The 24,722-nt window shown below is 58.1% G+C and carries 34 protein-coding genes; 16 read left to right on the forward strand and 18 right to left on the reverse strand.

Features of this window, described 5'->3' with window-relative positions:
• The first annotated feature begins 4 nt into the window (after positions 1-4).
• From IB254_RS02070 to IB254_RS02120, 11 genes are all read left to right on the forward strand, one after another.
• On the forward strand, positions 5-334 hold the full coding sequence (locus tag IB254_RS02070; RefSeq protein WP_192416198.1) for a phage tail protein: 330 nt from the start codon (positions 5-7) through the stop codon (positions 332-334).
• Entirely contained in the window at positions 331-1,023 is a 693-nt protein-coding gene (locus IB254_RS02075) for a phage minor tail protein L (RefSeq protein ID WP_192416199.1), read from the forward strand. The genes IB254_RS02070 and IB254_RS02075 overlap by 4 nt, the downstream gene beginning before the upstream one ends.
• A 2-nt stretch (positions 1,024-1,025) precedes the next feature.
• The gene (locus IB254_RS02080; RefSeq protein ID WP_192416200.1) at positions 1,026-1,733 is read left to right on the forward strand and encodes a C40 family peptidase; all 708 of its coding nucleotides are present in this window, start codon (positions 1,026-1,028) and stop codon (positions 1,731-1,733) included.
• A gap of 58 nt (positions 1,734-1,791) precedes the next feature.
• Entirely contained in the window at positions 1,792-2,127 is a 336-nt protein-coding gene (locus IB254_RS02085) for a hypothetical protein (RefSeq protein WP_192416201.1), read from the forward strand.
• A gap of 58 nt (positions 2,128-2,185) precedes the next feature.
• Complete coding sequence (locus tag IB254_RS02090; protein WP_192416202.1) at positions 2,186-2,797, forward strand: tail assembly protein; 612 nt, start codon at positions 2,186-2,188, stop codon at positions 2,795-2,797.
• Entirely contained in the window at positions 2,794-6,003 is a 3,210-nt protein-coding gene (locus tag IB254_RS02095) for a host specificity protein J (protein ID WP_192416203.1), read from the forward strand. The genes IB254_RS02090 and IB254_RS02095 overlap by 4 nt, the downstream gene beginning before the upstream one ends.
• Positions 6,004-6,005: 2 nt before the next feature.
• Positions 6,006-7,319 carry a hypothetical protein gene (locus tag IB254_RS29435; protein ID WP_225602226.1) on the forward strand — a complete coding sequence of 438 codons (1,314 nt, stop codon included), beginning with the start codon at positions 6,006-6,008 and terminating at the stop codon, positions 7,317-7,319.
• 10 nt (positions 7,320-7,329) lie between these two features.
• The gene (locus tag IB254_RS02105; RefSeq protein ID WP_192416204.1) at positions 7,330-7,800 is read left to right on the forward strand and encodes a hypothetical protein; all 471 of its coding nucleotides are present in this window, start codon (positions 7,330-7,332) and stop codon (positions 7,798-7,800) included.
• Between the two features lie 61 nt (positions 7,801-7,861).
• Positions 7,862-8,287, forward strand: a complete 426-nt coding sequence (locus IB254_RS02110) for a cell wall hydrolase (protein WP_192416205.1) — start codon at positions 7,862-7,864, stop codon at positions 8,285-8,287.
• Entirely contained in the window at positions 8,287-8,808 is a 522-nt protein-coding gene (locus IB254_RS02115; RefSeq protein WP_192416206.1) for a lysis system i-spanin subunit Rz, read from the forward strand. The genes IB254_RS02110 and IB254_RS02115 overlap by 1 nt, the downstream gene beginning before the upstream one ends.
• Positions 8,809-9,017: 209 nt before the next feature.
• Positions 9,018-9,680 (forward strand): hypothetical protein, encoded by a 663-nt coding sequence (locus IB254_RS02120; RefSeq protein WP_192416207.1) that lies wholly within the window; start codon positions 9,018-9,020, stop codon positions 9,678-9,680.
• A 300-nt stretch (positions 9,681-9,980) separates the two neighbouring features.
• Here the strand turns inward: IB254_RS02120 and IB254_RS02125 are convergent, their stop codons facing one another.
• Both IB254_RS02125 and IB254_RS02130 read right to left on the reverse strand, forming a co-directional pair.
• Complete coding sequence (locus tag IB254_RS02125; RefSeq protein WP_192416208.1) at positions 9,981-10,190, reverse strand: hypothetical protein; 210 nt, start codon at positions 10,188-10,190, stop codon at positions 9,981-9,983.
• Between the two features lie 150 nt (positions 10,191-10,340).
• On the reverse strand, positions 10,341-10,571 hold the full coding sequence (locus IB254_RS02130) for a hypothetical protein (RefSeq protein ID WP_192416209.1): 231 nt from the start codon (positions 10,569-10,571) through the stop codon (positions 10,341-10,343).
• Between the two features lie 72 nt (positions 10,572-10,643).
• On the opposite strand from IB254_RS02130, the gene IB254_RS02135 reads away from it, so the two are divergent.
• On the forward strand, positions 10,644-10,994 hold the full coding sequence (locus tag IB254_RS02135) for a hypothetical protein (protein ID WP_192416210.1): 351 nt from the start codon (positions 10,644-10,646) through the stop codon (positions 10,992-10,994).
• Between the two features lie 85 nt (positions 10,995-11,079).
• Here IB254_RS02135 and IB254_RS02140 read toward each other — a convergent pair whose 3' ends face one another.
• From IB254_RS02140 to IB254_RS02180, 9 genes are all read right to left on the reverse strand, one after another.
• Positions 11,080-11,289: a hypothetical protein gene (locus IB254_RS02140; protein WP_192416211.1), complete on the reverse strand. Its 210-nt coding sequence runs from the start codon at positions 11,287-11,289 to the stop codon at positions 11,080-11,082.
• A 263-nt stretch (positions 11,290-11,552) separates the two neighbouring features.
• Positions 11,553-11,837 (reverse strand): hypothetical protein, encoded by a 285-nt coding sequence (locus IB254_RS02145; RefSeq protein ID WP_192416212.1) that lies wholly within the window; start codon positions 11,835-11,837, stop codon positions 11,553-11,555.
• A gap of 301 nt (positions 11,838-12,138) precedes the next feature.
• Complete coding sequence (locus tag IB254_RS02150; RefSeq protein ID WP_008031039.1) at positions 12,139-12,369, reverse strand: hypothetical protein; 231 nt, start codon at positions 12,367-12,369, stop codon at positions 12,139-12,141.
• Positions 12,370-12,484: 115 nt separating this feature from the next.
• Positions 12,485-12,706 carry a hypothetical protein gene (locus IB254_RS02155; RefSeq protein WP_192227044.1) on the reverse strand — a complete coding sequence of 74 codons (222 nt, stop codon included), beginning with the start codon at positions 12,704-12,706 and terminating at the stop codon, positions 12,485-12,487.
• Between the two features lie 72 nt (positions 12,707-12,778).
• A complete protein-coding gene (locus IB254_RS02160; RefSeq protein ID WP_192416213.1) occupies positions 12,779-13,819 on the reverse strand; it encodes a DNA topoisomerase IB in 1,041 nt (346 codons plus the stop codon).
• Between the two features lie 75 nt (positions 13,820-13,894).
• On the reverse strand, positions 13,895-14,974 hold the full coding sequence (modC, locus tag IB254_RS02165; RefSeq protein ID WP_192416214.1) for a molybdenum ABC transporter ATP-binding protein: 1,080 nt from the start codon (positions 14,972-14,974) through the stop codon (positions 13,895-13,897).
• A 3-nt stretch (positions 14,975-14,977) separates the two neighbouring features.
• On the reverse strand, positions 14,978-15,658 hold the full coding sequence (gene modB, locus IB254_RS02170; RefSeq protein WP_192416215.1) for a molybdate ABC transporter permease subunit: 681 nt from the start codon (positions 15,656-15,658) through the stop codon (positions 14,978-14,980).
• Positions 15,659-16,426 (reverse strand): molybdate ABC transporter substrate-binding protein, encoded by a 768-nt coding sequence (gene modA, locus IB254_RS02175; protein ID WP_225602227.1) that lies wholly within the window; start codon positions 16,424-16,426, stop codon positions 15,659-15,661.
• A gap of 135 nt (positions 16,427-16,561) precedes the next feature.
• A complete protein-coding gene (locus tag IB254_RS02180; RefSeq protein ID WP_192416216.1) occupies positions 16,562-17,626 on the reverse strand; it encodes an NAD(P)H-dependent flavin oxidoreductase in 1,065 nt (354 codons plus the stop codon).
• 187 nt (positions 17,627-17,813) lie between these two features.
• On the opposite strand from IB254_RS02180, the gene IB254_RS02185 reads away from it, so the two are divergent.
• Positions 17,814-18,797 (forward strand): MDR family oxidoreductase, encoded by a 984-nt coding sequence (locus IB254_RS02185; RefSeq protein WP_192416217.1) that lies wholly within the window; start codon positions 17,814-17,816, stop codon positions 18,795-18,797.
• A gap of 47 nt (positions 18,798-18,844) precedes the next feature.
• On the opposite strand, the gene ada is transcribed toward IB254_RS02185, so the two are convergent.
• From ada to IB254_RS02210, 5 genes are all read right to left on the reverse strand, one after another.
• Complete coding sequence (ada, locus tag IB254_RS02190; protein ID WP_008031054.1) at positions 18,845-19,909, reverse strand: bifunctional DNA-binding transcriptional regulator/O6-methylguanine-DNA methyltransferase Ada; 1,065 nt, start codon at positions 19,907-19,909, stop codon at positions 18,845-18,847.
• 86 nt (positions 19,910-19,995) lie between these two features.
• Positions 19,996-20,676 (reverse strand): DNA oxidative demethylase AlkB, encoded by a 681-nt coding sequence (gene alkB, locus IB254_RS02195; protein ID WP_192416218.1) that lies wholly within the window; start codon positions 20,674-20,676, stop codon positions 19,996-19,998.
• Positions 20,666-21,373 (reverse strand): 2OG-Fe(II) oxygenase, encoded by a 708-nt coding sequence (locus IB254_RS02200; protein ID WP_192416219.1) that lies wholly within the window; start codon positions 21,371-21,373, stop codon positions 20,666-20,668. Before IB254_RS02200 ends, alkB begins: the two co-directional genes overlap by 11 nt.
• A gap of 125 nt (positions 21,374-21,498) precedes the next feature.
• A complete protein-coding gene (locus tag IB254_RS02205) occupies positions 21,499-21,669 on the reverse strand; it encodes a hypothetical protein (RefSeq protein ID WP_192416626.1) in 171 nt (56 codons plus the stop codon).
• 34 nt (positions 21,670-21,703) lie between these two features.
• Positions 21,704-22,006 (reverse strand): DUF1883 domain-containing protein, encoded by a 303-nt coding sequence (locus IB254_RS02210; RefSeq protein WP_008031060.1) that lies wholly within the window; start codon positions 22,004-22,006, stop codon positions 21,704-21,706.
• A gap of 212 nt (positions 22,007-22,218) precedes the next feature.
• Here IB254_RS02210 and IB254_RS02215 point away from each other — a divergent pair, with 212 nt between their 5' ends.
• Together IB254_RS02215 and IB254_RS02220 are read left to right on the forward strand one after the other, a co-directional pair.
• Complete coding sequence (locus IB254_RS02215; RefSeq protein WP_192227053.1) at positions 22,219-22,578, forward strand: hypothetical protein; 360 nt, start codon at positions 22,219-22,221, stop codon at positions 22,576-22,578.
• A 72-nt stretch (positions 22,579-22,650) separates the two neighbouring features.
• The gene (locus tag IB254_RS02220; protein WP_008031064.1) at positions 22,651-22,881 is read left to right on the forward strand and encodes a hypothetical protein; all 231 of its coding nucleotides are present in this window, start codon (positions 22,651-22,653) and stop codon (positions 22,879-22,881) included.
• Between the two features lie 11 nt (positions 22,882-22,892).
• Here IB254_RS02220 and IB254_RS02225 read toward each other — a convergent pair whose 3' ends face one another.
• Together IB254_RS02225 and IB254_RS02230 are read right to left on the reverse strand one after the other, a co-directional pair.
• Positions 22,893-23,174, reverse strand: a complete 282-nt coding sequence (locus IB254_RS02225; protein ID WP_008036896.1) for a hypothetical protein — start codon at positions 23,172-23,174, stop codon at positions 22,893-22,895.
• 142 nt (positions 23,175-23,316) lie between these two features.
• The gene (locus IB254_RS02230) at positions 23,317-23,505 is read right to left on the reverse strand and encodes a hypothetical protein (protein ID WP_192416220.1); all 189 of its coding nucleotides are present in this window, start codon (positions 23,503-23,505) and stop codon (positions 23,317-23,319) included.
• 279 nt (positions 23,506-23,784) lie between these two features.
• On the opposite strand from IB254_RS02230, the gene galU reads away from it, so the two are divergent.
• The gene (gene galU, locus IB254_RS02235) at positions 23,785-24,624 is read left to right on the forward strand and encodes a UTP--glucose-1-phosphate uridylyltransferase GalU (RefSeq protein WP_008036893.1); all 840 of its coding nucleotides are present in this window, start codon (positions 23,785-23,787) and stop codon (positions 24,622-24,624) included.
• Positions 24,625-24,722 lie beyond the last annotated feature (98 nt).

The following is a 24,722-nucleotide window of genomic DNA, read 5'->3' on the forward strand; positions in this document are numbered from 1 at the left end:
CGTAATGCCGACATTCACATGGCGGGCAACATATGACGCCTCCAAAACCATCACCCCAACCGTCAAGGTCATCAAGCTCGGCGACGGATACGAGCAGCGGCAGGGAACCGGAATCAACCGACAGCCACGCAAGTATTCGCTGATGTTTAAGCGGGCCAAGGCGGAGATTGATGTCATCGACGCCTTTCTTGGCGCTAGAGGCTCAATCGAATCCTTCAACTACACGCACCCCGGTCAATTGATCGGGGTTTTTGTTTGCCGTGAGTGGGTGCGCACCAACATCGCCCTCGGCGTTGATGGCCTGTCCGCGACCTTTGAGGAGGTTTACGAATGACCACTCTTCAAGGTCAGCTTTCACTGGCAACAGGCATGTCGATCTGGGAAGGCTTCGAGCTGATCCTTCCTGACCAGACGCTGCGCTTCCATTCGGGCCTCAACGAATCACGGGGCTCGGCGGTGTGGCAGGGCAATACTTACACCCCGTGGCCGCTTCAGGCGGTGGAGTTTGGAACGCCAAGCCAAGGATCTCCGGCTCGCCCGAAGCTTCAGCTCGGGAACTTCGGTGGAACAGTGTCGGCACTGTGCCGGCAATATGACGACCTGTTGGGGATCAAGCTCAAACGCCGGCGCACGCTGGTCAAGTACCTGGACGCGGTGAACTTCGCCGGCGGAAACCCAACGGCTGATCCGGCTCAAGAGTATCCGATCGAAACGTGGTTCATCACACGCAAGGTCAACGAAACGCCGGCCGCCATCGAGTTCGAGCTTGGCTCGCCGCTCGACCTGCAGGGTGTGAAGTTGCCGCGCCGTCAGGTGGTGGCCGGCACTTGCCTATGGGCGTATCGCTCTGGCGAGTGCGGCTATGCCGGCGGGCCAGTGGCTGATTATGCAAACAACCCCACTAACGACCCAGCCAAGGACCAATGCAGCCGAACCATGACCGGTTGCAAGAAGCGCTTTGGCGAATATGGCGAGTTGCCGTTTGGCGGCTTCCCCGGAATCGCACGTGTACCGAGACTTTGACCATGAGCACACTGCTTGATAAATGCCGGGCTGATGCCGAGGCGCATGCTCGGTCTGAGTATCCGCGCGAGGCTGTCGGCCTGGTCGTCGCCGTGCGCGGCAAGCCTCGATACATCCCGTGCCGCAACCAGTCAGAAGAGCCAGATCACTTTGTCCTGCACCCTGAAGACTACGCCGCCGCCGAGGATCTGGGCGACATCGTGGCTATTGTGCACTCGCACCCAGATTGCGGGCCGGAACCCAGTCTGCACGATTTGGCGAGCCATGCGGCCAGCCGGATGACGTGGTGGATTGTCGGGCTGAAGGATGGTGCCGCAACCTGGCAGGAGATGCAGGCCGCCGGCGAGTTGCCGTTGGAAGGGCGCGTGTTTGTCCACGGCGCGATCGACTGCTACACCCTGGTCCGTGACTACTATCGGCAAGAGCTCGGCATCATCTTGCCGGATTTCCACCGCAAGGATGATTGGTGGCACAACGGCGACAACCTGTACGTCGACAACTTCGCCAAGACTGGTTTTGTCCCGGTCGATACGCCAGAGCAGGGGGATCTGATCGTCATGGCGATCGGCAGTCCTACGCCGTGCCATGGTGCGATCTGGCTGGAGGGTGACGTTCTGCTGCATCACCTCTATGGCCGGCTGAGCTGCAAAGAAGTCTACGGTCGTGCCTACCGTGAGTGCACGACCCACATAATGCGCTATCGCGGGTAGGTCCTGTCTTTCTGCGCATCTTCACTGGTAGAGTCGCCAAAACCCATGGAGGCTCAACATGCGCAAAACACTCACGGCCCTGGCATTGATCACACTGGCAGGATGCACAATCGCCGGCAGGGAAAGTGACGGCCCTGACCTTGTGGTGAAATCGAGCAAAACGCCTCAGGTTTATGCCAGGTGCCTCGGTCCGAAGTGGCTTTCAATGAATCCAACAACGACCTCAGTTGAAACCGAGCAGGGCTATAAGATAGCCGCATCCGCCACCTATTACGGAGTGGTGTCTCTCGCAAGTGTTGAGCGTTCGCCAGAAGGGTCGAACATCAAGGCCTATTTCCCAGTAACGAAACTTGGAACTGATGGCTGGAAACAGCCAGTAATCGACTGCCTATAAGAACTGGGCAGATAAATTAAACCGCCTCCGGGCGGTTTTTTATTGCCTGGAGAAAAGTATGAGCGCTGCCTATGCCCTGCCTATGACCACCATTTTGCTGTCTGGCAGCCTGGCTCAAGCCTTCGGCCGCAAGCACGTCCGCCATCTTGAAACCGGAACTGCAGCCGAGGCCTTCCGCGCGCTCAAGCATACCGTTCAAGGGTTTGAGGAATTCATCCGCGACTCAGCTCGCCGTGGCCTGCGTTACGCCATTTTTCGCAACCGCGAGAATGTTGGTGAAGCCGAATTTACGTTGAGCGGCACCACCGAGATCCGCATTGTCCCTATCATCTCCGGCAGCAAGAACGGCGGCCTATTTCAGGCAGTGCTTGGTGTTGTCCTGATCGTGGTGGGGGCTTTCATTACGCCAATTTCCGGCCCAATAGGGGGGGCGTTGGTATCTGTAGGCATAGGCATGGCCATCGGCGGCGTCGTTCAGATGCTCACGCCCGTGCCAAAAACACCCAGCCAGCAAGAACAATCCGGTACCGAAAACAAACCCAGTTACCTGTTCAACGGCGCGTTCAACTCCACGCAGCAAGGCCTCCCCGTGCCTGTTGTTTACGGTCACATGTTGGTCGGTTCCAGCGTGGTCGCCATCGGTACCTGGGCAGAGGCGATTCCTGTATGAGCGAAGTCATTGTCGGCAGGAAGGGTGGCGGGAAGGGGGGGGGTGGCGGTGGTGGTTCGTCTCGCTCCCCAGTAGAAGCACCAGACAGCCTTCGCTCCAATCAGCACGTAAGGGTGCTGCACGCTATCTCTGAAGGCGAAATCTCCGGCATCACTGGCGCGCAGCAGATCTTCTTCGACGACGTGCCGCTTCAGAACGCCGACGGCAGCTACAACTTCTCCGGTGTCGGCGTAGATATCCGCCTCGGCACCCAAGGCCAAGCCTACATGCCGATGACCGGCCTTGAGGCTGAGCAGTCGGTAGGGGTTGAGCTGAAATACGGCGTAGCCATTGAGCGCGCCATCACCGACACCGACGTGGATGCCACTCGGTTCACGATCAGCGTTCCGCAGCTGTATGAGCAGAACACCACGAACGGCGATTACACCGACTCAACTACTGTTTTTCGGTTGGAAGGAAAGGTTGGGGCCAGTGGTTGGTTTCAACTGTGCGGTGATATCTGGATCACTGGCAAGACCATGAGCCGAACGCAGTTCTCGTACTACGTCCGCCTGCCGGTATCCAGCGGTCTGCCACGCTACATCCGTGCGACCCGGTTGTCGTCCGACTCCATCAGTGCCGCAATCCAGAACCGTACCTTCTTCGACAGCTACACCTTGCTGTGGGATGAGAAACTGCGCTACCCGAATACAGCGATGATCGGCATCTCGATCGACGCACAGCAGTTTTCCAGCATTCCGCGCATGGCGTTCCAGATTCACGGCATCAAGGTCTTGGTGCCGAGCAACTACAACAACGGCACGCGCGCCTATACCGGTTCTTGGGATGGCACCTTTGTCCGGGCCTGGACCGATAACCCGGCCTGGATCTGGTACGACATGCTCACGAACACCCGCTACGGGCTTGGTGGTTTGCTCGATTCGACGCTGATCGACAAGTACTCGCTGTACAGCATCGCCCAGTATTGCGATGTGTTGGTGCCAAATGGCTTTGGCGGTATGGAACCACGGTTTACCTGCAATATCGCCCTGACTACCCAGCAAGATGCGTGGAAGCTGGTCAACGACATGGTGTCGGTTTTCCGGGCGATTTGTTTCTGGGCCGGCGGCTCGCTGACTGCTGTGCAGGACGCTCCGCGCTCCAGTCGCTACCTGTTCAACAACTCCAATGTGGTCGCCGGCGACTTCAGCTATCAGTCGGTTGCGTCCGATCAGCGCTTCAACGTGGCGGCGGTGACGTGGAACGATCCACTCCAGCAATACAAACAGTCGGTCGAGATCGTCGAGCGGCCAGAGCTGATCGCCAAGTGGAATCGCATCCAGCAGAGCGACGTCGTGGCCATCGGCTGCACATCGCGGGGCCAGGCTCGTCGCCTTGGCCGCTGGCTGCTGTATGCCGAAACTGAGGCGGTTTCCTTTGCCGTCGGTGCCGATGGTGCGTTGCCGCTTCCAGGCGACATCATTGATATCGCTGATGCGAATCGCGCCGGTGCTCGCAATGGTGGCCGGCTCTTGGCTGGCAGTACCGCTTCAACGCTGCTGCTGGATGCACCAATCGGACTGGCCGGCACCGGGACGGTAGGTGTTGTCATGCCAGACGGATCTTATGCCGTCGTTCCGGCAACCGTTGGGGTTGGCGGAACATCGATCACCGTCTCTCCGCCGCTTGCATCTGACCCTTTGGCCACTGCGCCTTGGGTGTTTTCCACTCCTGAACTGGAAACGCAGAAGTTTCGCGTGATCAGCGTTAGCGAAGGTGATGACGGCACCTACGCGATCAGCGGCATCGCTTACGACCCGGACAAGTTCGACCAGGTCGAGTTCGGCACGCCTGACGTCGACAATCCGACCAGCATCATCAATCTCGGCAAGCCGGATGCGGTAGGGCAGCTCACGTTCCTTGAGTCTCTGTATGACACCGGCACCGGACTGGCTGCTGCTCGATTGACGGTCAGCTGGACGCCGCCGCCGCGCGCGATGCGCTACCAGATCGAAGTCAAGAAACCGGGCGGTAACTGGGAGTACGTGACGGAGATCAACACGCCAACGATTGATTTCGACTCGGCTTCATCGGGGCTGTGGTCGGTTCGGGTTACGCCGAAGTCAGTCCTTGGGCTGGCGGGCCCTGGATCGATACAGGAGTACAACGCTCAGGCGCTGCTGGCGCCGCCGTCAGCGCTTACCGGTCTGCGACTGGATGTGATCAGCAGCGTGGCCACGCTGGCATGGGATGCCGCGCCGGAGCTTGATGTGAAGCTCGGCGGCAGCATCTCCATCCGGCATACACGCAATACGTCTGCCAACTGGGATGCGGCTTTGCCGCTGGCCGAAGTGGCGGGGCGCTCCACGTCGTCCGTGGTCGCCTTGCTGCCGGGCAAGTACCTGGCGCGGGCGGTCGATTCCTCTGGTGTCGGCGGGCCGGTGACCGAGGTGTGGTCCGACGCTCAAGTCCCGCTACCAACCAACGTGGTGCTGACCATTACAGAATCGCCAGCCTTCACCGGTGTGGCGGTCAACGCGGCACCATCGGGCGGTCTACTGAAAATGTCCGGAGCCGGCTTTATCGATGATGTCACCGATATTGATGCTGTCTTGGGCGAGATCGACAAGTTCGGCGGCTCGCTGCTCACCTCGACCTACAGCTTCACGGCTCCTGCTGACCTCGGGTACGTCTACGACTGCACGCTGACAGCCGATGTCGTGGCATCGCTGTATGACGACGGCACCTACATCGACACGATCACGGACTTCGATGCGCTGCTGGGCATTGATGGTGATCCGCCAAATGGCGCGTCTCTGTCGCTGTGGGTGCGCACCTCTGATGTTGTGCTGCCCGAGGTTTGGTCGGCCTGGAAACCTTTTGTTGTCGGTGATTACCGCGCGCGCTTGTTCGACTTTCAGCTTCGCGGCTCGGTCGAGCAGCCTACTCACTGGATCGACGTATCCAAGCTCGAGGTGGTGATCGACATGCCGGACCGGATCGAGAGCGGCAACGACATTGTGGTCCCAGTTGGCGGGCTTACCGTCGCCTACTCTCCGCCGTTCAACGCCTCGCCGGCCGTCAGCATCACGGCGCAAAACCTCGCTCCCGGCGATTGGCCGGACGTGTCAGCTAAGACCGCAACGGGCTTCACGGTCTTCATTCGCAATTCCAGTGGGGTCGCCCAGTCAGGCCGCTCGATTGACTACATCTCAAAGGGATACTGACTATGTCGCAACATGATATGACGCTGGACAATGCCTCTGGCCTGGCATTCCGGACTGATGCGAATGATGCTTTGCAGGCGCTTGCATCTCAGAGCAGCGGGGCGTCTGCGCCAAGCCCTTCGTTTCCCTGTCAGGTTTGGGCTGATGTTGGGACTGGCCGAAAAAAGCGCCGAAACTCTGCAAACTCTGGATGGCTTGATGAGGGGCCGCTTGATGCGCCGCTAAGGGACGCGGCTAGCCAGGGCGAGTTCGCCGCAGACACTGGGGCGGCGAATGCCTATGTCTGTAACTTTGTGCCGGCGATCACGGTCGGAACCAGAAGCGAGAGCACGCCGCTACGATTCAAGGTTGCCAATACCAACACCACCGCGAGCACTATTAACGACGGTGTCGGCACCGTGGCGCTGGTTGGCGCTGCGCATTCCGCACTTCAAGGCGGCGAGATGATCGCCAACGGCATTGCCTGGATTCAGTGGAACGCATCGGTTGGTGGCGGTTCGTACGTGCTCCTGTTCTGCACTGGTGCGCCGCAGCAGGTGGCAGATGCGACAAAAAGCAAACATGCAGTGACTCTTGCTCAAATCCAGCCGCCAGTGGTTGGCAGCACCCGCAATGGCAAGATGTCGATTACCGCAGCGTCAGCCACCGCCACCTTCACGGCGGACGAGGCGATCGTCGAAACCGCACTTGGCGGGACGGGCTACAAACTTTCCAGTCTCAGCAAGACAATCAATCTCGCGACCACTGGCGCCGGCGGCATGGACACGGGGAGCGCCCCGGTAAGTGGCTGGGTGGCGGTCTACCTGATCTATAATCCGACCACTCTGGCAAGTGCCCTGTTGGCAAAGAACGCCACCGCCGGCGTGCAGACCGAGGTTTATTCGGGAGCGAATATGCCTTCCGGGTATACCGCGTCCGCACTGATCGGGGTGATGCCGACCACCGGCTCGAGCCAGTTTGGTATTGCCTATCTGGATTCGGACTCTCGCAAGGTGTCCACGCCCGACGTAAACGTTTTAAGTACATCCACCAACTCCAGCGGCCTGACGTCACTCTCTCTATCGACGGCAATTCCACCCAATGCAAAAAGCGTTGGTGGTTATGTCAAGGTGTCGGCAAGCAGTCCTGGTGACTATGCCGCACGGCTGTCGGCAAACTCCGTGGGCATCGGACAGACATTTGTGACAGGCGGCTATACGAGCGCATCCGGCTATTTCAACTTAGTGGTCATCACGCTGCAAACCATGTGGTATGCGGTGTCGACATCGGCCGGCACGCTAACGGCGCTCATTTATGTCACTTCTTACACCTTCTAAAGGCGGTCATATGCCATACGTTCAATTTTCGGATGCATCGCAGGTGGCTGTGGTTTCGGTGTTTGGCTGTCCGCAGGACCCAACGGAGTACCCGAATCAGGGCGAAGTTCCCGACGACGATCCGCGCTATCTTGCGTTCATGGACCCTCCGCCGGATTACCTCGCCATCAATAGCGCCAAGCTGCAGCAACTTATTCAACTGGCGGCAGCCCAAAAAACCGCGCTCACCAATCGGATTGGCGACCTTGAGAGCGCCATCGAAAATATCGGGATTGAAGGGCAGGAGGAATTCGCCGCCACCCCAGAAGAAGAGGCTGAGTATCCTGTTCGGAAGGCCCAACTGACGAAATGGAAGAATTACTCCATTTCGCTGGGGCGCGTGACCGCGCAGGCAGGCTGGCACACCGTCGTCACCTGGCCAGCTCAGCCAACAAGTGGGATGGACCTTACGGTCTCGGCTTCGGCTCCATCCACCGTCTAACGCGAAATCACACTGTAAACCGGCCGCCATTGAGCGGTTTTTTTGTGCCTGGAGAAAAGTGATGCCAGTTACCGATAAAGATCGCGACATTCTCGCCCGAACGTTGTGGGGGGAGGCCCGCGGCGAAAGCCTAGCCGGCCAGATCGCCGTTGCCTGGACCATTCGCAACCGTGTGAACGATGGCAAGGAAAAATCCTGGTGGGGCGAAGGCTACGCAGGCGTGTGCCAGAAGCCCTATCAGTTCAGCTGCTGGAATAAGACCGACCCGAACTATGCGTTCCTGATCGGCATCAAGCAGATCCCGTTCCGCGAGCTTGCGCAGGCGCGGATCGCCGCTGACCAGGTGATCGACGGAAAGGTGCCAGACCCCACCGGTGGCGCCACGCACTACTACGCCGCCGCGATGATGAAGGCGCCAGCCTGGGCGAAGGGTGCCAAACAGACGGTGAAGATCGGTGGTCACGTCTTCTTCAGGGACGTGCCGTGATGCCCCCCGCGCAGAGGCTGATAGCTCTGCTGGTGCTGATCGTGGCGCTGATGGCCGGCGCCGCGGCGGGCGCATGGAAGGTGCAGGACTGGCGCTATGGAAAGCAGCTCGCTGAACAGGCCCGGCTGCACGGCGATGACCTTTCCGCGATCAGCAACGCGGCCGCCGACCAGGTCCGCACCGATCAGGACAAGCGCCTCGCGCTCGAGCAGCGCCTTTCGGCCAGCGACCAAACACACCATGAGGCTTTGACCAATGCTCAAAAAGACCAGGCTCGCCTGCGCGATCGCCTTGCCACTTCTGATCTGCGGCTGTCAGTCCTTCTCGACTCCACGGATCCAGCCAGTGGCTGTTCAGTGCCAGCCGGTACCGAAGCCGTCGGCGTGGTTCATGGAGGAGCGCGCGCCCGACTTGACCCAGCGCATGCTCAACGAATTATCGCCATCACCGACGCCGGTGACCAGGGATTGATTGCGCTGAAGGCGTGCCAGGCATATGTCAAGGAAGTGAGTACACGGTAGGCGGGATCAGTTCAGTCCTCACTAGGGCTCCTAAAGTAAGCATGCGTTATGCCGATATATTTTTTCATCATAGCGAAAAGTGACGCGAAAAATTGAAAACATCGGTCAGCTTCATAACTTGCTTCGTTTTTTTAGTTCTATCGACTAGTTCTCGTGCGGCTTCAGATATGCCGTTGACTTCGGTGGAGTCAAAACCGCAAGAATATGTCATGGAAGACAAGCAAACCCAGCTTCTTCAAAGTTTGCGTATGGATGCGAACGACGGTGATGCGGATGCGATGCTCGAACTGGCTGGTGAGCTTCTGTATAACCCAAAAATAACCAAGGCGGATCTTCCGGCAATTAAGCAACTCATCGACGCTGCAGAAGTAAAGCTTGGGGCTGCTAAGGTTGATTTTACTAGGGGGTTATTTGAGGGGTACGTTGGTAAGTTCAATGGGACTGTTACAATGACTACGTACACTCCTGATTTGGGTTTAACTAACGGCAAGCCCTCTAGCCCCTCTAGACCTAGAGATAAAGTGAAGGCGCAAAAATTCGCAACATGTTCAGCTTTTTTCTCTGCTGTGAATGATTACATGAAGCAGATTGGTAAACCTTGGGTTGGAGAGATTTCAAGATTCCAAATCGACTTGGGGGTTACGTCTGTAATGTATTCTGATTTTGATACGATGCTGCGCGAATTTAGTCCCGTTTATAATAGCTATACCGCTCAGGTGCAAAGTCATCCTGAGCAGCTTCAATATTATTTCCCGCGGATTTCTAAAGATTGCACGGAGATGTACAAGGCAGAACTTCCGACATTGAAAATTTATGGTAAATCTGCGGAGGACGAGTTTTACGCTGGTGCTAAAAAAGTATTAATTCCTTGAGTGTTGGAAGCCGGTGCAAAAAGTGAGCTTCTAGTCGGGAGGGGGACGATGGTGTGTGCCAGAAGCTCTTCTATAAGAGCGTCTCATAGGGCTTGTATGGGGCTATGGCGGCCCGGAGAACGGTTCTTCGCCGGTCATGCGCAGGAATTGTCCTCAGGTTTCGAACTCGGTCCGGCAACCGAACCAGTCGCTGGTGTCTTCGATTTCATGCGGGTCCACGGTAGCGCCTTACTGATACTGTTTGTATATACAGTAATCGAGGCGCGATGATTGGGCGAGTGGTGGGCGACGAACAGTGACTCAGTCCGGTGTCATGATCACCGCAAGGGTCAGTTTGATGAACTCCTCGTTTTTGTCGATGGTGTCCAGGGCGCCGCGTACGTTGTCGGCGACTTCTGTACCGCCTCGCTGCTCCACCCAGTTGGACAGCTCCATGATAGCCGCCTCGAGGGCGAGTTGGTTTTCGTTGATTTTGTAGAGTAGGGAAGGGAGCAGGTCAGAATTGGGCATGTTATTCCTCCGTGGAAGAGGAAAGCGTAGCAGTCAAACAGGATTATGATTCGGTCGGCAGGACGCCGGAGAAGGGGATTCACTGTATGCCAAATCGGCATACCTTACGCCGTGTTCTGAGCGTTCAAGAAGGCTATTTCGCGCTCATGATCACGGGTTTTTCTGGTTCGCAATCTTTCCAAGGCATGCGGAAACATTGGCCTGCATGGCAAGCAATTGTGGTTGATTGCGAACCGGAAAACCTATTAGAAGGTACGGCTTGATTGATTTCCACTCAGGACTTAAAATCCCCCGCTCGTAAGGGCGTGCCGGTTCGATTCCGGCTTCGGCACCATGAATATCAAAGGCTTGCGTGAGGTACCTCACGCAGGCCTTTTTCATTTTTACTCGGCTATTTCTCGAAGTGTTCTGCGAAGATCACTTTGCCGACTTCATCTTCTTGCGAGGCCCAGGATGGCATGGAAGACACTTAAGTACCTGATGGTATCGGGCATCGTTCTGGCGAGCGTGGTCTACGCGTCAAGATATGCGTACTTCAATTACTACATGGAGTACCAGGCTAAAAACCTTGTCAGGGATTATCTGAAAGACCCTCAATCCGCGGTGTTCAGGAACATTGACTCCAGGCACCAGGTATTTTGCGGCGAGGTGAACAGTCGAAACAGCTTCGGGGGAATGGTCGGTTTTTCAAGGTTCATCGCACTTCCTCACGATAACAGAGTTGTACTGGAAGAAGAGTTTGAAAGCCGAAACGCTGGGGAGTTGTTTGAGCAGTCGTGGAGACTTACTTGCGAACCGGCTTGAGCTGGACTCTTACCGTACTTTATAAAATCAAGGGTTTGCGATCGATAGCTGATGCAAACCCTTGTTTGTTTTCGGTCAACTATATTCACTTGCCGCTTGTGTCTGCAGGCTGATTCGCCTTGCGTCGATCAGCACCGGAAGGGTTGCCGGTGTCAACGAGCCTTCTCTCTACCAAAACATTCTGCAGAGCCTCACGATCTACCGGGTCGAGCTGATGTTCTCTTTCCTTGAGTTCCAGCAGGATCGGGCTGGACCAGCGGCGGTAGGTTTTTTCCGCCTCACGGATCAGTGTCATTCGTTCCTCCTTGATCAGGCGCCTACCCACATCGTCGGCGCAGTATCGATGCGATAGAAACCCTAGCTGAGGAAAACGCTAATCGCCAAAAATGAAATGGCACACAACGCTATGGAAGTTATCGTCGAATAATCTATTCGGTTGATCTCAACCCCAGACACCCGTAGCCGCCGTGCGGTGAACAGAGTGAAGTCGCCGAAACGAGAAATCATGGGGCCGGCGGCCGGGCCGAGTGAACGTGCTTCAACCGCCGAACCTGTCAGTTAAACGAATGGTTGACCGCTAAAACCACGGGGCAACCGTTGCAGCCCGGCCATGGCGGTAAGCCGCTCAACCCATGCTGCGCGCCAGTCATTGGCAGTGTGAGTGACTTTGGCTTTGCGTGCGGCGCGACGTGCCGCGTTGCGTTGGTCTTTGCGTGCATCCTTGAATGCATCGGTGTTTCGGCAGCTTCTGCATTTCACCTTGGTCAATTCAGTGGTTGAGGTGAGCTTGCTGCCTTTATGACCGCAAGCCAGATGCCCGGCAACTTTGAAGTGAGTAACCATCAGACGCCTCCTTCGTGACGTGTGAGCGTTTGACCTCACGCGAGTGATGACGTTCGTTGAGCGCAGGCGAGCAAAAAGAAGGCCCGCATGCGGGCGGGCCAAGGGATATTTCAAAAGGAGTAGGGCTACAGTAAGGCGTGAGTTGTGAAGGCTGTGTGAAATGACCGGACAAAAAAAATCCCGGTACAGGGCCGGGTTCGGATTTCAGCAGCAGGTGATCAGGCAAGGACGCACCCGGTGACGATCATCGTCGCCGTTCATGCGTCCTGGCCGTGCGCTCGTGTCCGGAGTCCAGACCGAATCATCTGAACCGCGGCAGCGGCGGCTCGACAGGTTTGAGCGAAGACAGCGTGTTACGAATCAGCGGCGTGTCCTTCTCGATGTCGTTCAGGCGATCACGAATCCTGAGGGCGGTCGGGTGCCCGCCTTGATGATCGACCCAGTCGGCGATTTCCTTGCAGGCCGCGGCCAAGCGAACCTGGCGCGAGTCGAGCAGGGTGAGCAGGGTGGTGATGGACTCTTTTTCGGACATGGCAAACACCTCCGTTCAAGAAACCTGGCAGTGGCAGCAAAAAGCCCGCAAGGAGCGAGCTTTCTGCCGATGGGGTCGCTGTTCCCTCAGCCATTTTTCAGTATAGACCCGGACTTCAGCCTTGTCGGGCCAGCACTTGCGATCGGGCATTGAATAGATGGCAGGCGCGAAGGGCATCTTCTTCGGAATCAAAACCGTCGCCGATGAAACCATCGGTACGGGTATCGGCGATGCGATACCAGACTTCTGCGTCTGGTGGCGTATGACCGGCTTCCCCGGCTCGACGCCCATGAATGATGATCTTGTTGCAGCGCTTAACAACGTAAATGTCTTCCATGGCTTCACTCGAAGCTAATTTGTGTCACAACAACTATAGAAGCCATTGGTGATCGTGCAAAAAATGGACAGGTCAGTTCGTCGGTTGAGTTGCCTCGATCATCTTCTCCAAATACATCGCCAGCCCGACTTCCTCGGCCCTCAAACCTTTACGTGTTCTCGGGCGCGGTAACCCGGCCAATTCACCCATCAGGAAACCCTCTAGCACCGCCGGGTGGATGTAGCACTTGCGACAAACCGCCGGGGTGTTGCCAAGTTGCCTGGCGACGTTCTTGACCATCTCCACCACATGCCGCCTGGCGTCTGATTCCGGTTCCCACTGCAAACCGCGCAACACCGACAACGCCTGCACGCTACCTGCCCAGGTGCGGTAATCCTTGGCGGTGAAGTCGGTGCCGGTGAGGGTTTGCAGGTAGGCGTTTACGTCGGAGGAACTGACGGTGTGCCGCTCACCGCTTTCATCCAGATACTGAAACAGGTTCTGCCCAGGAATCTCCTGGCAGCGCTTGATGATTCGTGCCAGGCGCCGGTCTTTCACGGTGATCTGGTGCTCGACGCCGCTCTTGCCCCGGAACTGGAACCGGATCGCACTGCCGTTGATCTCGACGTGCCGGTTGCGCAGGGTGGTCAGCCCATACGAGCGGTTGTCCCGGGCGTACTGCGTGTTGCCGACCCGTATCAATGTTGCGTCGAGCAAGGTAATGACCGTGGCCATGACCTTGTCGCGGCCGAAGCCCGGCGCGGCCAACAGCGTTTCAAGCTGTTTGCGCAGTTTCGGCAGGGCGAGCCCGAAATCCCGCAGGCGCGAATATTTGTCGGCATCGCGCACTTCGCGCCAGCGCGGGTGATAACGGTATTGTTTGCGCCCCCGGGCATCACGGCCAGTGGCTTGCAGATGCCCGCGCGGGTCGGCGCAAATCCAAACGTCGGTGTAGGCCGGGGGTACGGCGAGGGCATTGATACGTTTGATTTGCTTTGGGTCGGTGATGCGTTTTCCGTCCGGGTCGAAGTAGCAGAACTTGCCACGCAGTTTCTTGCGGGCGATGCCGGGCTGGGTGTCATCGACATAATGCAGGTCAGGTGGCAGCGCATCAGTCAGCGCGGAATCGAGCATGGCGGTAGTCCTTGGCGACGAATCAGGGGCCGTTACAGCCATTGACCGCGTGCCAGTGCAGTCGTGCCAGCGGGTTTACGCCAGCACCGCCACCGCTTTGATTTGCGCCCAGAGCTGTTGGCCGGGATGCACCTGCAATTGATCCCGGGAGTAGCGGGTGATCCGCGCCAGCAGCGGTGTACCGGCCGCATCCAGGCGAATCAGCACGTGGGCGGCGTTGTCTGCGCCCATTTCACTGATCACGGTCACCGGCAGCCGGTTGAGGATGCTGCTTTGCTCGGCGCTGTGCAGGCTCAGGCTGACATCGCGCGCCTGGACCTTGCAACGCAGCGCTTGGCAGACGTCCATCGGCGTGTGCGTCACGCGGATGTTCAGAGCGGTGCCTGGCAGTTGCAAGGTCAGCAACTGATAATCGGCGTCATAGGCACTGACGTGGCCCTCGATCACCACGCCGGCGTCATCGCCCAAGGCCAAAGGCAAATCGAGCCGGGCCAGCGTTTCGCCGATAGGGCCGCTGGCCAGGGCTTTGCCGTTGCTGAGCAGGACGATGTGGTCGGCCAGTCGCGCCACTTCATCCTGGGAATGGCTGACGTACAACACCGGGATGTCCAGTTCATCGTGCAGCCTTTGCAGGTAGGGCAGGATTTCGCTTTTGCGTTGCGAATCCAGCGCCGCCAGCGGTTCGTCCATCAGCAACAGTTTCGGGCTGGTGAGCAGCGCGCGGGCGATGCCGACACGCTGTCGCTCGCCACCCGACAAGTGCTGCGGATGGCGATCCAGCAGATGACCGATGCCCAACAGTTCCGTCGCGTGCGCCATGTCGACCCGGCGTTGTTGTCTGGGGATTCGCTTGAGGCCGAACTGCAGGTTCGCCAACACCGACAGGTGCATAAACAGACTGGCTTCCTGGAAGACATAGCCGATTGCGCGTTTGTGCGGCGCTACGAAAATCTTCTTGTCGCTGTCCTGCCAGACTTCATCGTTGACCTGGATAAAGCCTTGTTCGGCCCGTTCCAGGCCTGCGATGCAGCGCAAACAGGTGGTCTTGCCCGAGCCGGAATGGCCGTAAAGCGCGGTGACGCCACGGCCGGGCAGTTGCAAGTCCACATTCAGGGCAAACCCCGAATACCTCAGTTTCAGACGTGTTTGAATCATCGATCAGCTCCAGCCCGCTTTGGTTTTACGGCTGGAGTACAGCGCCAGCAACACGGCAAACGAGAACACCAGCATCGCCCCGGCCAGCCAGTGGGCCTGGGCGTATTCCATGGCTTCGACGTGATCGTAGATCTGCACCGAGACCACGCGGGTCTTGTCGGGGATGTTGCCGCCGATCATCAGCACCACGCCAAACTCACCGACGGTGTGGGCGAAACCGAGAATCGCGGCGGTGATGAACCCCGGTCGGGCCAGAGGCAGGATCACGCTGAAAAAGGTGTCCCAGGGATTGGCGCGCAAGGTCGCAGCCACTTCCAGTGGGCGGGTGCCAATGGCAGAAAAAGCGTTTTGCAACGGCTGGACCACGAACGGCATCGAATAGAGCACAGAGCCGATCACCAATCCGGCAAAACTGAACGTCAGGGTGCCAAGCCCCAGCGATTGAGTGAAGTGGCCGATAAAGCCGTTAGGGCCCAGCGCCAGCAACAGATAAAAACCGATCACCGTGGGCGGCAGCACCAGGGGCAGGGCGACAATCGCCCCGACCGGGCCGCGCAGCCACGATTGGGTGCGCGAGAGCCATAACGCAATCGGAGTGCCGATCACCAGCAGGATAACTGTCGTCAGGGACGCCAGTTTCAGGGTCAGCCAGATGGCGGAAAAATCGGCACTCGTCAGCGTCATTTAGAGTTGGTAACCGTAGGATTTGATGACAGCAGCGGCTTTCGGACCTTTGAGGTAGTCAGCCAGCGCCTTGGCAGCCGGGTTGTCCTTGCCTTTGTTGAGGATCACCGCGTCTTGTTTGATCGGGTCGTGCAGGCTGGCTGGAACGATCCACGCCGAACCGCTGGTGACTTTGCCGTCTTTGTAGATCTGCGACAAGGCGACAAAGCCCAGTTCTGCGTTACCGGTTGAGACAAACTGATAAGCCTGGGTGATGTTCTGGCCTTCAACGATCTTGTCTTTGACCTTGTCGGTCAGACCCTGCTTGGCCAAAACCTGGGTGGCAGCCAGGCCATAAGGGGCGGCTTTCGGGTTGGCGATGGACAGATGCTGATATTCGTTCTTTTTCAGCACGTCCCCTATAGCATCGACGTAACCTTCTTTAGCCGACCACAACGCCAGGGTGCCAACGGCGTAGGTGAAGCGCGAGCCCTTGACGGTGTCGCCTTCGGTTTCGAGTTTTTGCGGGGTGGTGTCATCCGCCGAGAGGAACACTTCAAACGGCGCGCCATTCTTGATCTGCGTATAGAACTGGCCGGTTGCCCCAAAGGAGGTGACCAGTTTGTGCCCGGTGTCTTTCTCGAAATCGGCAGCGATAGCCTGGATCGGCGCGGTGAAGTTGGCCGCGACGGCGACCTGGACTTCGTCCGCCTGGGCCGCGCCAATGGCGAACACAGCGAGCAGGCTCGCCAGGCAAGTAGGGGCAAAACGTGAGGCACGAATGGTCATGAAACGGCTCCGTTGTAGGCAGGGGCAGCGAGGGGTTAAAACGCTATATAGCGGAATATATAGCGAATTGCCTGCAAACGGAATGTGTTGATCTCGATTGCATTGCGGCGAAACGCCTCGCCCCAGGTCTTGTGCCTAGCGGTGCAACAGTTTCGCCAGGCCGTCTTGAGCCAGATGCTGCGTCAATTCTGCTGTCGTCATCTCAACCCCCAACCTGAACGCCTGCCCGGCCCAGAGGTTGCTGAAATCCGCTTCGCCCTTTGCCCGCAACGGCATCAACGCCCCACCCGCCAACGGGAAGGCCGGTGCTTTATCGCAGATCGGTCCGAGTTCGCGCATCACGCGATTGAGAATCCCGCGTGCCGGGCGGCCGGTGAAAATGTTGGTGACGGCAGTCTCGCTTTCTTTGGCCGTGCGCAACGCCTTGTGATGAGAGGCGCTGACCTTGGCTTCCGGTGTAAACAAATACGCCGTGCCCACCTGCACCGCGGACGCGCCCAACAGAAAAGCCGCCGCCACGCCCCGTGCGTCGGCAATGCCGCCAGCGGCAATCACCGGTACTTTCACCGCGTCGACAATTTGCGGCAGCAGCGCGAAGAGGCCCACCTGGCTGCTCAAATCGTCGCTGAGAAACATGCCCCGATGGCCACCGGCTTCGTAACCCATGGCGATGATCGCGTCGCAGCCATGCTGCTCAAGCCAGACGGCCTCTTCGACAGTCGTCGCCGAAGACAACACTTTCGCCCCGGTTGCCTTGACGCGATCCAGCAGGGATTTTTCCGGTAGGCCGAAGTGAAAGCTCACCACTTCGGGGCGGCATTCTTCGATCACTTCACAGGTCGCGTTATCGAACGGCGCGCGATTGGACACGGGCGTCGGTACGTCGAAATCCACGCCGAGTTCGCGGTAGTAGGGTTCCAGCAGATTCTTCCAGTCACGGGCACGTTGCTCGTCGGCAGGGGGCGGCTGATGGCAGAAGAAGTTGACGTTGATCGGGCGCTGAGTGTGTTGGCGAATGGTCTTCAATTCTTCGCGCAACTGCTCGGTGGTCAGCATGGCTGCGGGCATCGAGCCCAGGCCGCCGGCATTGCTCGCGGCGATGACCATGGCCGAACCGGTTGCGCCAGCCATCGGAGCCTGGATGATCGGCAGTTCGATCCCCAGCAAATCGATAATTCGGGTATCTGGCCATTGGCTCATTTCAAGGTTCTCCGGGTCATGACGGGGAAGGGCTGTAGAACGGGACTTGTATCAGCAAAGACAGGCGCAAGACCCATCGGGTTTCAGGATGGGGCATTCCTGGATTGGCTTAAAGTCGGGTACGGCAAAAGGTTGCAGTGTGATATTCCAGTAGCACGACAACTGAATGATCTGACAGGAGACGACAATGTTCCAAGGCATTTTGATCGACAAAGACGACAGCGGTTACCGGGCCACACTGCAAGAGATCAATGACGATCAACTGCCCGAGGGCGATGTGACAGTGCGTGTGGCGTACAGCACGCTGAACTTCAAGGACGGTCTGGCGATCACCGGCAGCAGCCCGGTGGTGCGAAAATTCCCGATGGTGCCGGGCATTGATCTGGCGGGGACTGTCGAAGTCAGTGGGCATCCGGACTACAAGGTCGGTGATCAAGTCGTACTCAATGGCTGGGGGGTAGGTGAGGGGCATTGGGGTGGATTGGCGCAGAAGGCGCGCCTGAATGGCGACTGGCTGATTCCGCTGCCTCGGGAATTCACCGCTGCCCAGGCAATGGCGATCGGCACGGCTGGTTACACGGCGATGCTGAGCATCCTGGCCTTGGAACATAACGGTGTGACGCCGGAGCAGGGTGACGTTCTGGTCACGGGCGCCAACGGTGGTGTCGGCAGTTTCGCCATCGCGCTGTTGAGCAAGCTCGGCTACCGGGTGGTCGCGTCCACCGGCCGCACCTCCGAACACGACTACCTCAAGCAATTGGGTGCCAGCGAAATCATCGACCGCGCGACATTGTCCGAGCCGGGAAAACCACTGGCCAAGGAGCGTTGGGCGGCCGTGATCGACTCGGTCGGCAGTCACACCCTGGCCAACGCCTGTGCCAGCACGAAAGCCAACGGCACTGTCGCCGCGTGCGGTCTGGCGCAAGGCATGGACTTTCCGGCGTCTGTCGCCCCGTTCATTTTGCGCGGCGTGACCCTGGCCGGAATCAACAGCGTGACCCAACCCAAAGCCAAGCGGGTACTGGCATGGAACCGTCTGGCCAAGGATCTGGACTTTGCCTTGCTGCCGCTGATCAGCCACGAAATCGGTTTGAGTGAGGCGATCGATGCGGCACCGCGATTGCTCGCCGGTCAGCTGCGTGGCCGTGTGGTGGTGGATGTGAATCGCTGAAAGCAAACATCGCAGCCTGCGACTGCCGCAGGCTGCGATCTTTTGATTTATTGGCTTTCGCGCTCCAACAACTGCCGCTTGCGCTCCACGCCCCAACGATACCCCGACAAGTTGCCGTCACTGCGCACCACGCGATGGCACGGGATGGCCACTGCCAGGCTGTTCGCGCCGCAGGCCTGGGCCACGGCGCGCACCGCTTTCGGCGAGCCGATGCGCTGCGCGATGTCGGCGTAGCTGGCGGTGCTGCCGACAGGAATCTCCCGCAGGGCTTGCCAGACGCGCTCCTGAAACGCCGTACCGCGCACATCCAGAGGCAAGTCCAGGCCGATGGCCGGCGCTTCAATAAACCCGACAACCTGGGCGATCAACTGCTCGAACCCGTGGTCGGCGCCGATCAGGTTGGCTCGCCGAAACTTGTCCTGCAGGTCGCACACCAATTGGTGCGGATCATCACCCAGCAGAATCGCGCACACCCCACGTTCGCTTTGCGCCACCAGAATCGCCCCTAAAGAACACTGGCCGACGGCAAACCGAATGTCGTTGTTCTGGCCTTCGGCACGGTAATCGCCAGGTTTCATCCCCAACAATTGATCCGCCGCCTCATAAAATCGGCTATTGGAATTGAAACCGGCGTCATACAAGGCATCGGTCACCGAACCTCCATCGATCAGGCGTTGGCGAACCTTGCGTGAACGGTGGGCCGTGGCGTAGCCCTTGGGCGTCAATCCGGTCACGGCTTTAAACACTCGGTGAAAGTGGAAGCTGCTCAGGCCCGCCACGTCCGCCAGTTCACTCAGTGCCGGCAGATGCTCTGCGGTCTCGATCTGACGGCACGCGGCGGCTACCGTTGCGGCATGTTGCGCGGCGACGTCACTTTGATCCTTCGCTGCGCGTTTGCTCGGGCGGTAACCGGCCGCCTGGGCTTGCTCGGCGGTGTCGAAGAATTCGACATTCTGCGGCTTGGGCAAGCGCGCCAGGCTGCTGGGGCTGCAATAGATGCCGGTGGTTTTCACGGCATACACAAACTGCCCGTCTGCGCGGGGATCGCGTGCGACGACGGCGGCCCAGCGCGGATCGTTTTCGGTGGCGATTCTTGTCGATTGGCGTGTCATGGCTTCTTGTCCGTTGACCTGTTTGATTCAGATTAACCAGCCGGCGCAGTCGTCGCACTCCGGGGCTTGCGGTCAAATTCGGGGATTCATTTTGCGGTACGAAACGTGAAGTTGATCCGTTGCTCGCCCATTCGCGGGTGCTGACCGTCCTTGATCGGCAAGACACCGTGATAACGCAAGCGATCAACGCCGCCCCAGACCACAATATCGCCGTGCAACAGTGGCACTCGCTGGCTTTTATCGCTGCGTTCAAACCCGCCGAACAGGAACATCGCCGGCAAGCCCAGGGAGACCGAAACGATCGGCGCCGCGTAGGACGCTTCATCCTTGTCTTGATGCAATGACATTTTGGCGCCGGGGACGTAACGGTTGATCAGGCACGAATCGGGTACGAAATCAGCAAAACCGGCTTCGCGCGCCGCCGCTTGTGCGAGCGCCAAAAACACTGCGGGCATGGCCGGCCAGGGTGCGTCGGTTTGCGGATCATTGCGGGTGTAGCGATAACCGCTACGGTCGGTGGTCCAGCCCCAGGTGCCACAACTGCTCATGGCTGCCGACATGATGAAGCCGCCGGGCGTGACCATCTGCCGAAGCGGCGCGGCGGCCAGAACCGCTTCCAGTGCCGGCAGCAAACGATCCAGCCAGGGCAGGGCAAAGCCTCTCAGTACGCAGGACTGTTCGCCGATCTGCTCGCGCCGAGGTAGCTGCTCGGGCTCGGCGTCGGCAAACAGGTCGAATGTGCTCGGGGTCATGGGGTCATGTCGCATCGTGAAAGATGATTCCAAGGGTATGCCGTATTCCGCTGTGCAGGCGACTCACCCCATGGCGCAACGTGACCCGGTAGAAGCCGCGAACGCCTTTGACTGGCCGTTGGTTGACGGCAAAGATCAGCCCGTCACCTTTCTTCAGGCCAATCACCTGGGGGCGAGACTGCATCCGTGGCCGTTGCTCGGTCAGTACAAACTCGCCGCCGGTGAAATCTTCGCCTGGCTCTGACAGAAGAATCGCCACTTGCAGTGGAAAAACGTGTTCACCGTACAGATCCTGATGCAGGCAGTTGTAGTCCTGTGGCCCATATTGCAGCAACAACGGCGTTGGGCGCTCCTGACCGGCGGCATGACAGCGCTCAAGGAACGCCTCGTGCCTGGGAGGGAAACGGATCGGCAAGTCCATCTGCTCGTACCAGCGATTGGCAATCGGCACCAGTCGCGGGTAGAGCGCATTGCGCATTCGGCAGACGAGATCCGGTAGCGGATAGCGGAAGTATTTGTACTCGCCGCGGCCAAAGCCGTGGCGGGCCATCATGACCTGTGAGCGGAAAGGCTCTGGTTTCACATAGAGCGCGCTGATGTCGTCACACTCTTCGGCACTCAGCAATGACCGGATGATGGCGCAGCCATCCTGATCGAGTTGCTGGTACAGGCTGTCCCAGTCGAGTGCATCGAGCGTACGCTCGTTAAACATGTGCTGACTCCTTAACCCAGGGTTGAGGTGGCCAGTCTAGGGAGCGCTGCCGTCGTGAACACTCCGGCGCTTGCGGTCGAATTCAACGGACGGAGCAGACATCCCGGTTGTCGCTCCGAATCCCGTTACAGCGCTTTGCTGACGCTGATTTCGCTGATGACGTCTTCGCTCTGGCCATGAATGGCGTCCAGCGCGGCTTTGGCTTCTGCTTCGGTGCCGTTTTCAAGCTGGGCAAATTCGAAGCGGCGTTCGCCGTTGAGTTTGTATTTGATGACGTACTTGGTTGTTTGGGTCACGGTCATATCTGCCTGTGTTCGAGTCGGGCGGTGCTCAGCTCAGTTTCGTGGTGGAGCGGCGGATGATCTTGATCGAGTGGGACAAGGTCGGTTTGCGGGTCACGCTGATCGCCCGACGATTGACGGTGTCGATGGTGATGTTCCAGAAACCGGTGCTTGGTGCAGTAATACGGGCCGGGAAGGTGTCGAATGCACCACCATGGTAAGTGTGACGGCCGCCATTCTTGAAGCTGCGGAAATTGGCGTCGTTCATCAAGCGGATGTTGCACATTTGCGAGCACTGGATGACGACGATGTCGTCTTCATTGAGGTGCTCGCGCTGGTGGATAAATTTCATGAGGCGCCTCCAGAAGGGCTTTTTCTACAAAATCAAAACGATAGCATGGGCGATGGGCGCAGTTTATCAGCCCGAACGGGTTATTATCCGGTCGTCGGGCTCCGCTTTGACAATTAAAAACAGTTATTCGGAATTCTATGAGCGATAAAAGCAGTGGGCCTCGGAGAAAACCAGCATTTGTGCTGTCGGAGGGGCTTTATCGGAGGTTTTTTATGAAGTGGGGTGCGTGGGTTTTGCCATTGGCGTTGGCGATGAGTGGTTGTGCAAGTGTCTCGGAAATCAACGAGACGCTGCCCACCATGAACGTGATTTCAGGCAAGAAGCCCCATGAGTACGCGCAATGCCTGACCGAGAAACTGGCCGGCAGCCGCGGTGCCCTGCAAGTCGAGCCGCAGGGCAAAGACGGTGTGCGGGTCATCGTGCCGCAGAAGTTCTCCTCAGGCCCGGCCGCTGTATTCGATATCGAAGAACGTTCCAGTGGCAGCAGCATCAAGCTGCATGAGCGCATCTCCAATGTGCCGTTACGCCCCATGGATGTGCGCGATGCCGCCACGGCGTGCATTTCCGGCTGATAGACTGGCGACAGTCAGCATCGATGCCGTCAAAGCAACGCTTTGGCGGCATTGTCATTTCTGGAGTCGAGCATGAAGCGAGAGCAGGTACGGGAGCGGCACGCAGAGGGTCACATCTCTGCTACCCATGTGATTCAAAATCCGGCTGATCCGGGGGAATGGATCGTGTTTTTCAAGAAAAGCGCCGGGCGCAGCTATTTTCTGGTGGACGATAACGATGAAGTCGAATCCTTCAGTCGTCTCGACGATCTGATCGAGACCGTGCGCGGTCTCGGGATCAAGTTCGCCGAAATTCACATGTAGGGCAGGGCGCCTTACTTGCAGACCACCACGACGCTGCGGTTTTTGTAGTTGCCTACGTCGACGCCGAGGGTCTTGTCGCTTTCCTTGGTCGACGGGGTTCCGTCGGTGCCAACGATTCGATAGCCGGTGCCGGCGCAGGAGGCATCGGCTTTTTCATAGCAGGAGGCCCAGGAATTGGCTTCGCCGGAGCAGTCGATGGACAGGCCCGTTTCGCCATTGCCCAAGTAAGTCTTTTCAGAGGTGGCACAGCCACTCAGGGCCAATATCGCAATCAAAGGCAAAAATCTATTCATGTCGTGGTCGTCGTCAGGGTGATGGGGCTAAGCCTGTGACAGCGCCGGAATCAAAAGGTTATAGCGAAAGGCCACTTCGTTTCATCCAATCACAAAAAAGCCCTGCGCGAGGCAGGGCTTGGTCATGCAAATCGGCTTCAGATCAGGACTTGTCCTTGCCGCGACGCTTCGGGGCCGGGTGTTCGAGCTCCAATACGGATGCCACTTCAATCGCCAACGCTTCAGTCGGGAAGGGCCCGGCGATATTCTCGCCGCTGACGCTGTCTACCCACCACTGGCCGTCTTTCGCCTGATTGATCAGGAACCCGTTGACACTTTTTGCTACCGACATCTATCTGCCTCGTTGGCTGGTTCAATTGCGCAATGATAACGCCAAACGCACGCAACCGGTGTTGATGGGTGTACGGTGGGTGCGATTGCATGCTCGGTTGTCGCCTGCGCAGCCCCGAAAATCTGCTATCTATAAGAGGCATCGCGACGTTCTGCGGAACTATCCGCAAGAATATTTCTCTATGTTGGCATCGGTTAGCCAGTGCGGGGCATTGTAAGGTGCACGCCGCCTGATTAGACTGCGCCGAAACTCGTACACACAGCCCTTTCAAGGACTTTTATGATCAAGAAATGCTTGTTCCCAGCAGCCGGTTACGGTACTCGCTTCCTGCCAGCGACTAAAGCCATGCCCAAAGAAATGCTGCCGGTGGTAAACAAGCCACTGATCCAGTACGGCGTCGAAGAAGCTCTGGATGCCGGTTTGACCGAAATCTCCATCGTTACCGGTCGTGGCAAGCGCGCCCTGGAAGACCACTTCGACATCAGCTACGAGCTGGAAAACCAGATCAAGGGTACCGACAAAGAGAAATACCTGGTCGGTATCCGCAAACTGCTCGACGAGTGCTCTTTCTCCTACACTCGCCAGACCGAAATGAAAGGCCTGGGTCATGCCATCCTGACCGGTCGTCCGCTGATCGGCGACGAACCTTTCGCCGTGGTGTTGGCGGATGACTTGTGCGTCAACCTCGACGGTGACGGCGTACTGACGCAGATGGTCAAGCTGTACAAACAATACCGCTGCTCGATCATTGCGATCCAGGAAGTCGATCCGCAGGAAACCAACAAGTACGGCGTAATTGCCGGTGATCTGATCGGTGATGACCTCTACCGCGTTCGCAACATGGTCGAGAAACCAGCCCCGGAAGACGCACCGTCGAACCTGGCGATCATCGGTCGTTACATCCTGACCCCGGACATCTTCGACCTGATCAAGCAAACCGAGCCAGGCAAGGGTGGCGAGATCCAGATCACCGACGCCCTGATGAAACAGGCGCAAAACGGTTGCGTCATTGCCTACAAATTCAAAGGCAAGCGTTTCGACTGCGGTGGCGCTGAAGGCTACATCGAAGCGACCAACTTCTGCTTCGAGAACTTCTACAAGACTGGCAAGGCTTACTGATAGCGTTTGACCTGCTTGTTTCTTAAAAGCCACCTTCGGGTGGCTTTTTCATTTTCCGGCCCCATATCGTTTGCAGCGCTTGCCCAACGGACGTCTGC

This window comes from Pseudomonas sp. PDM03, assembly GCF_014852385.1.
Lineage (GTDB): Bacteria > Pseudomonadota > Gammaproteobacteria > Pseudomonadales > Pseudomonadaceae > Aquipseudomonas > Aquipseudomonas migulae.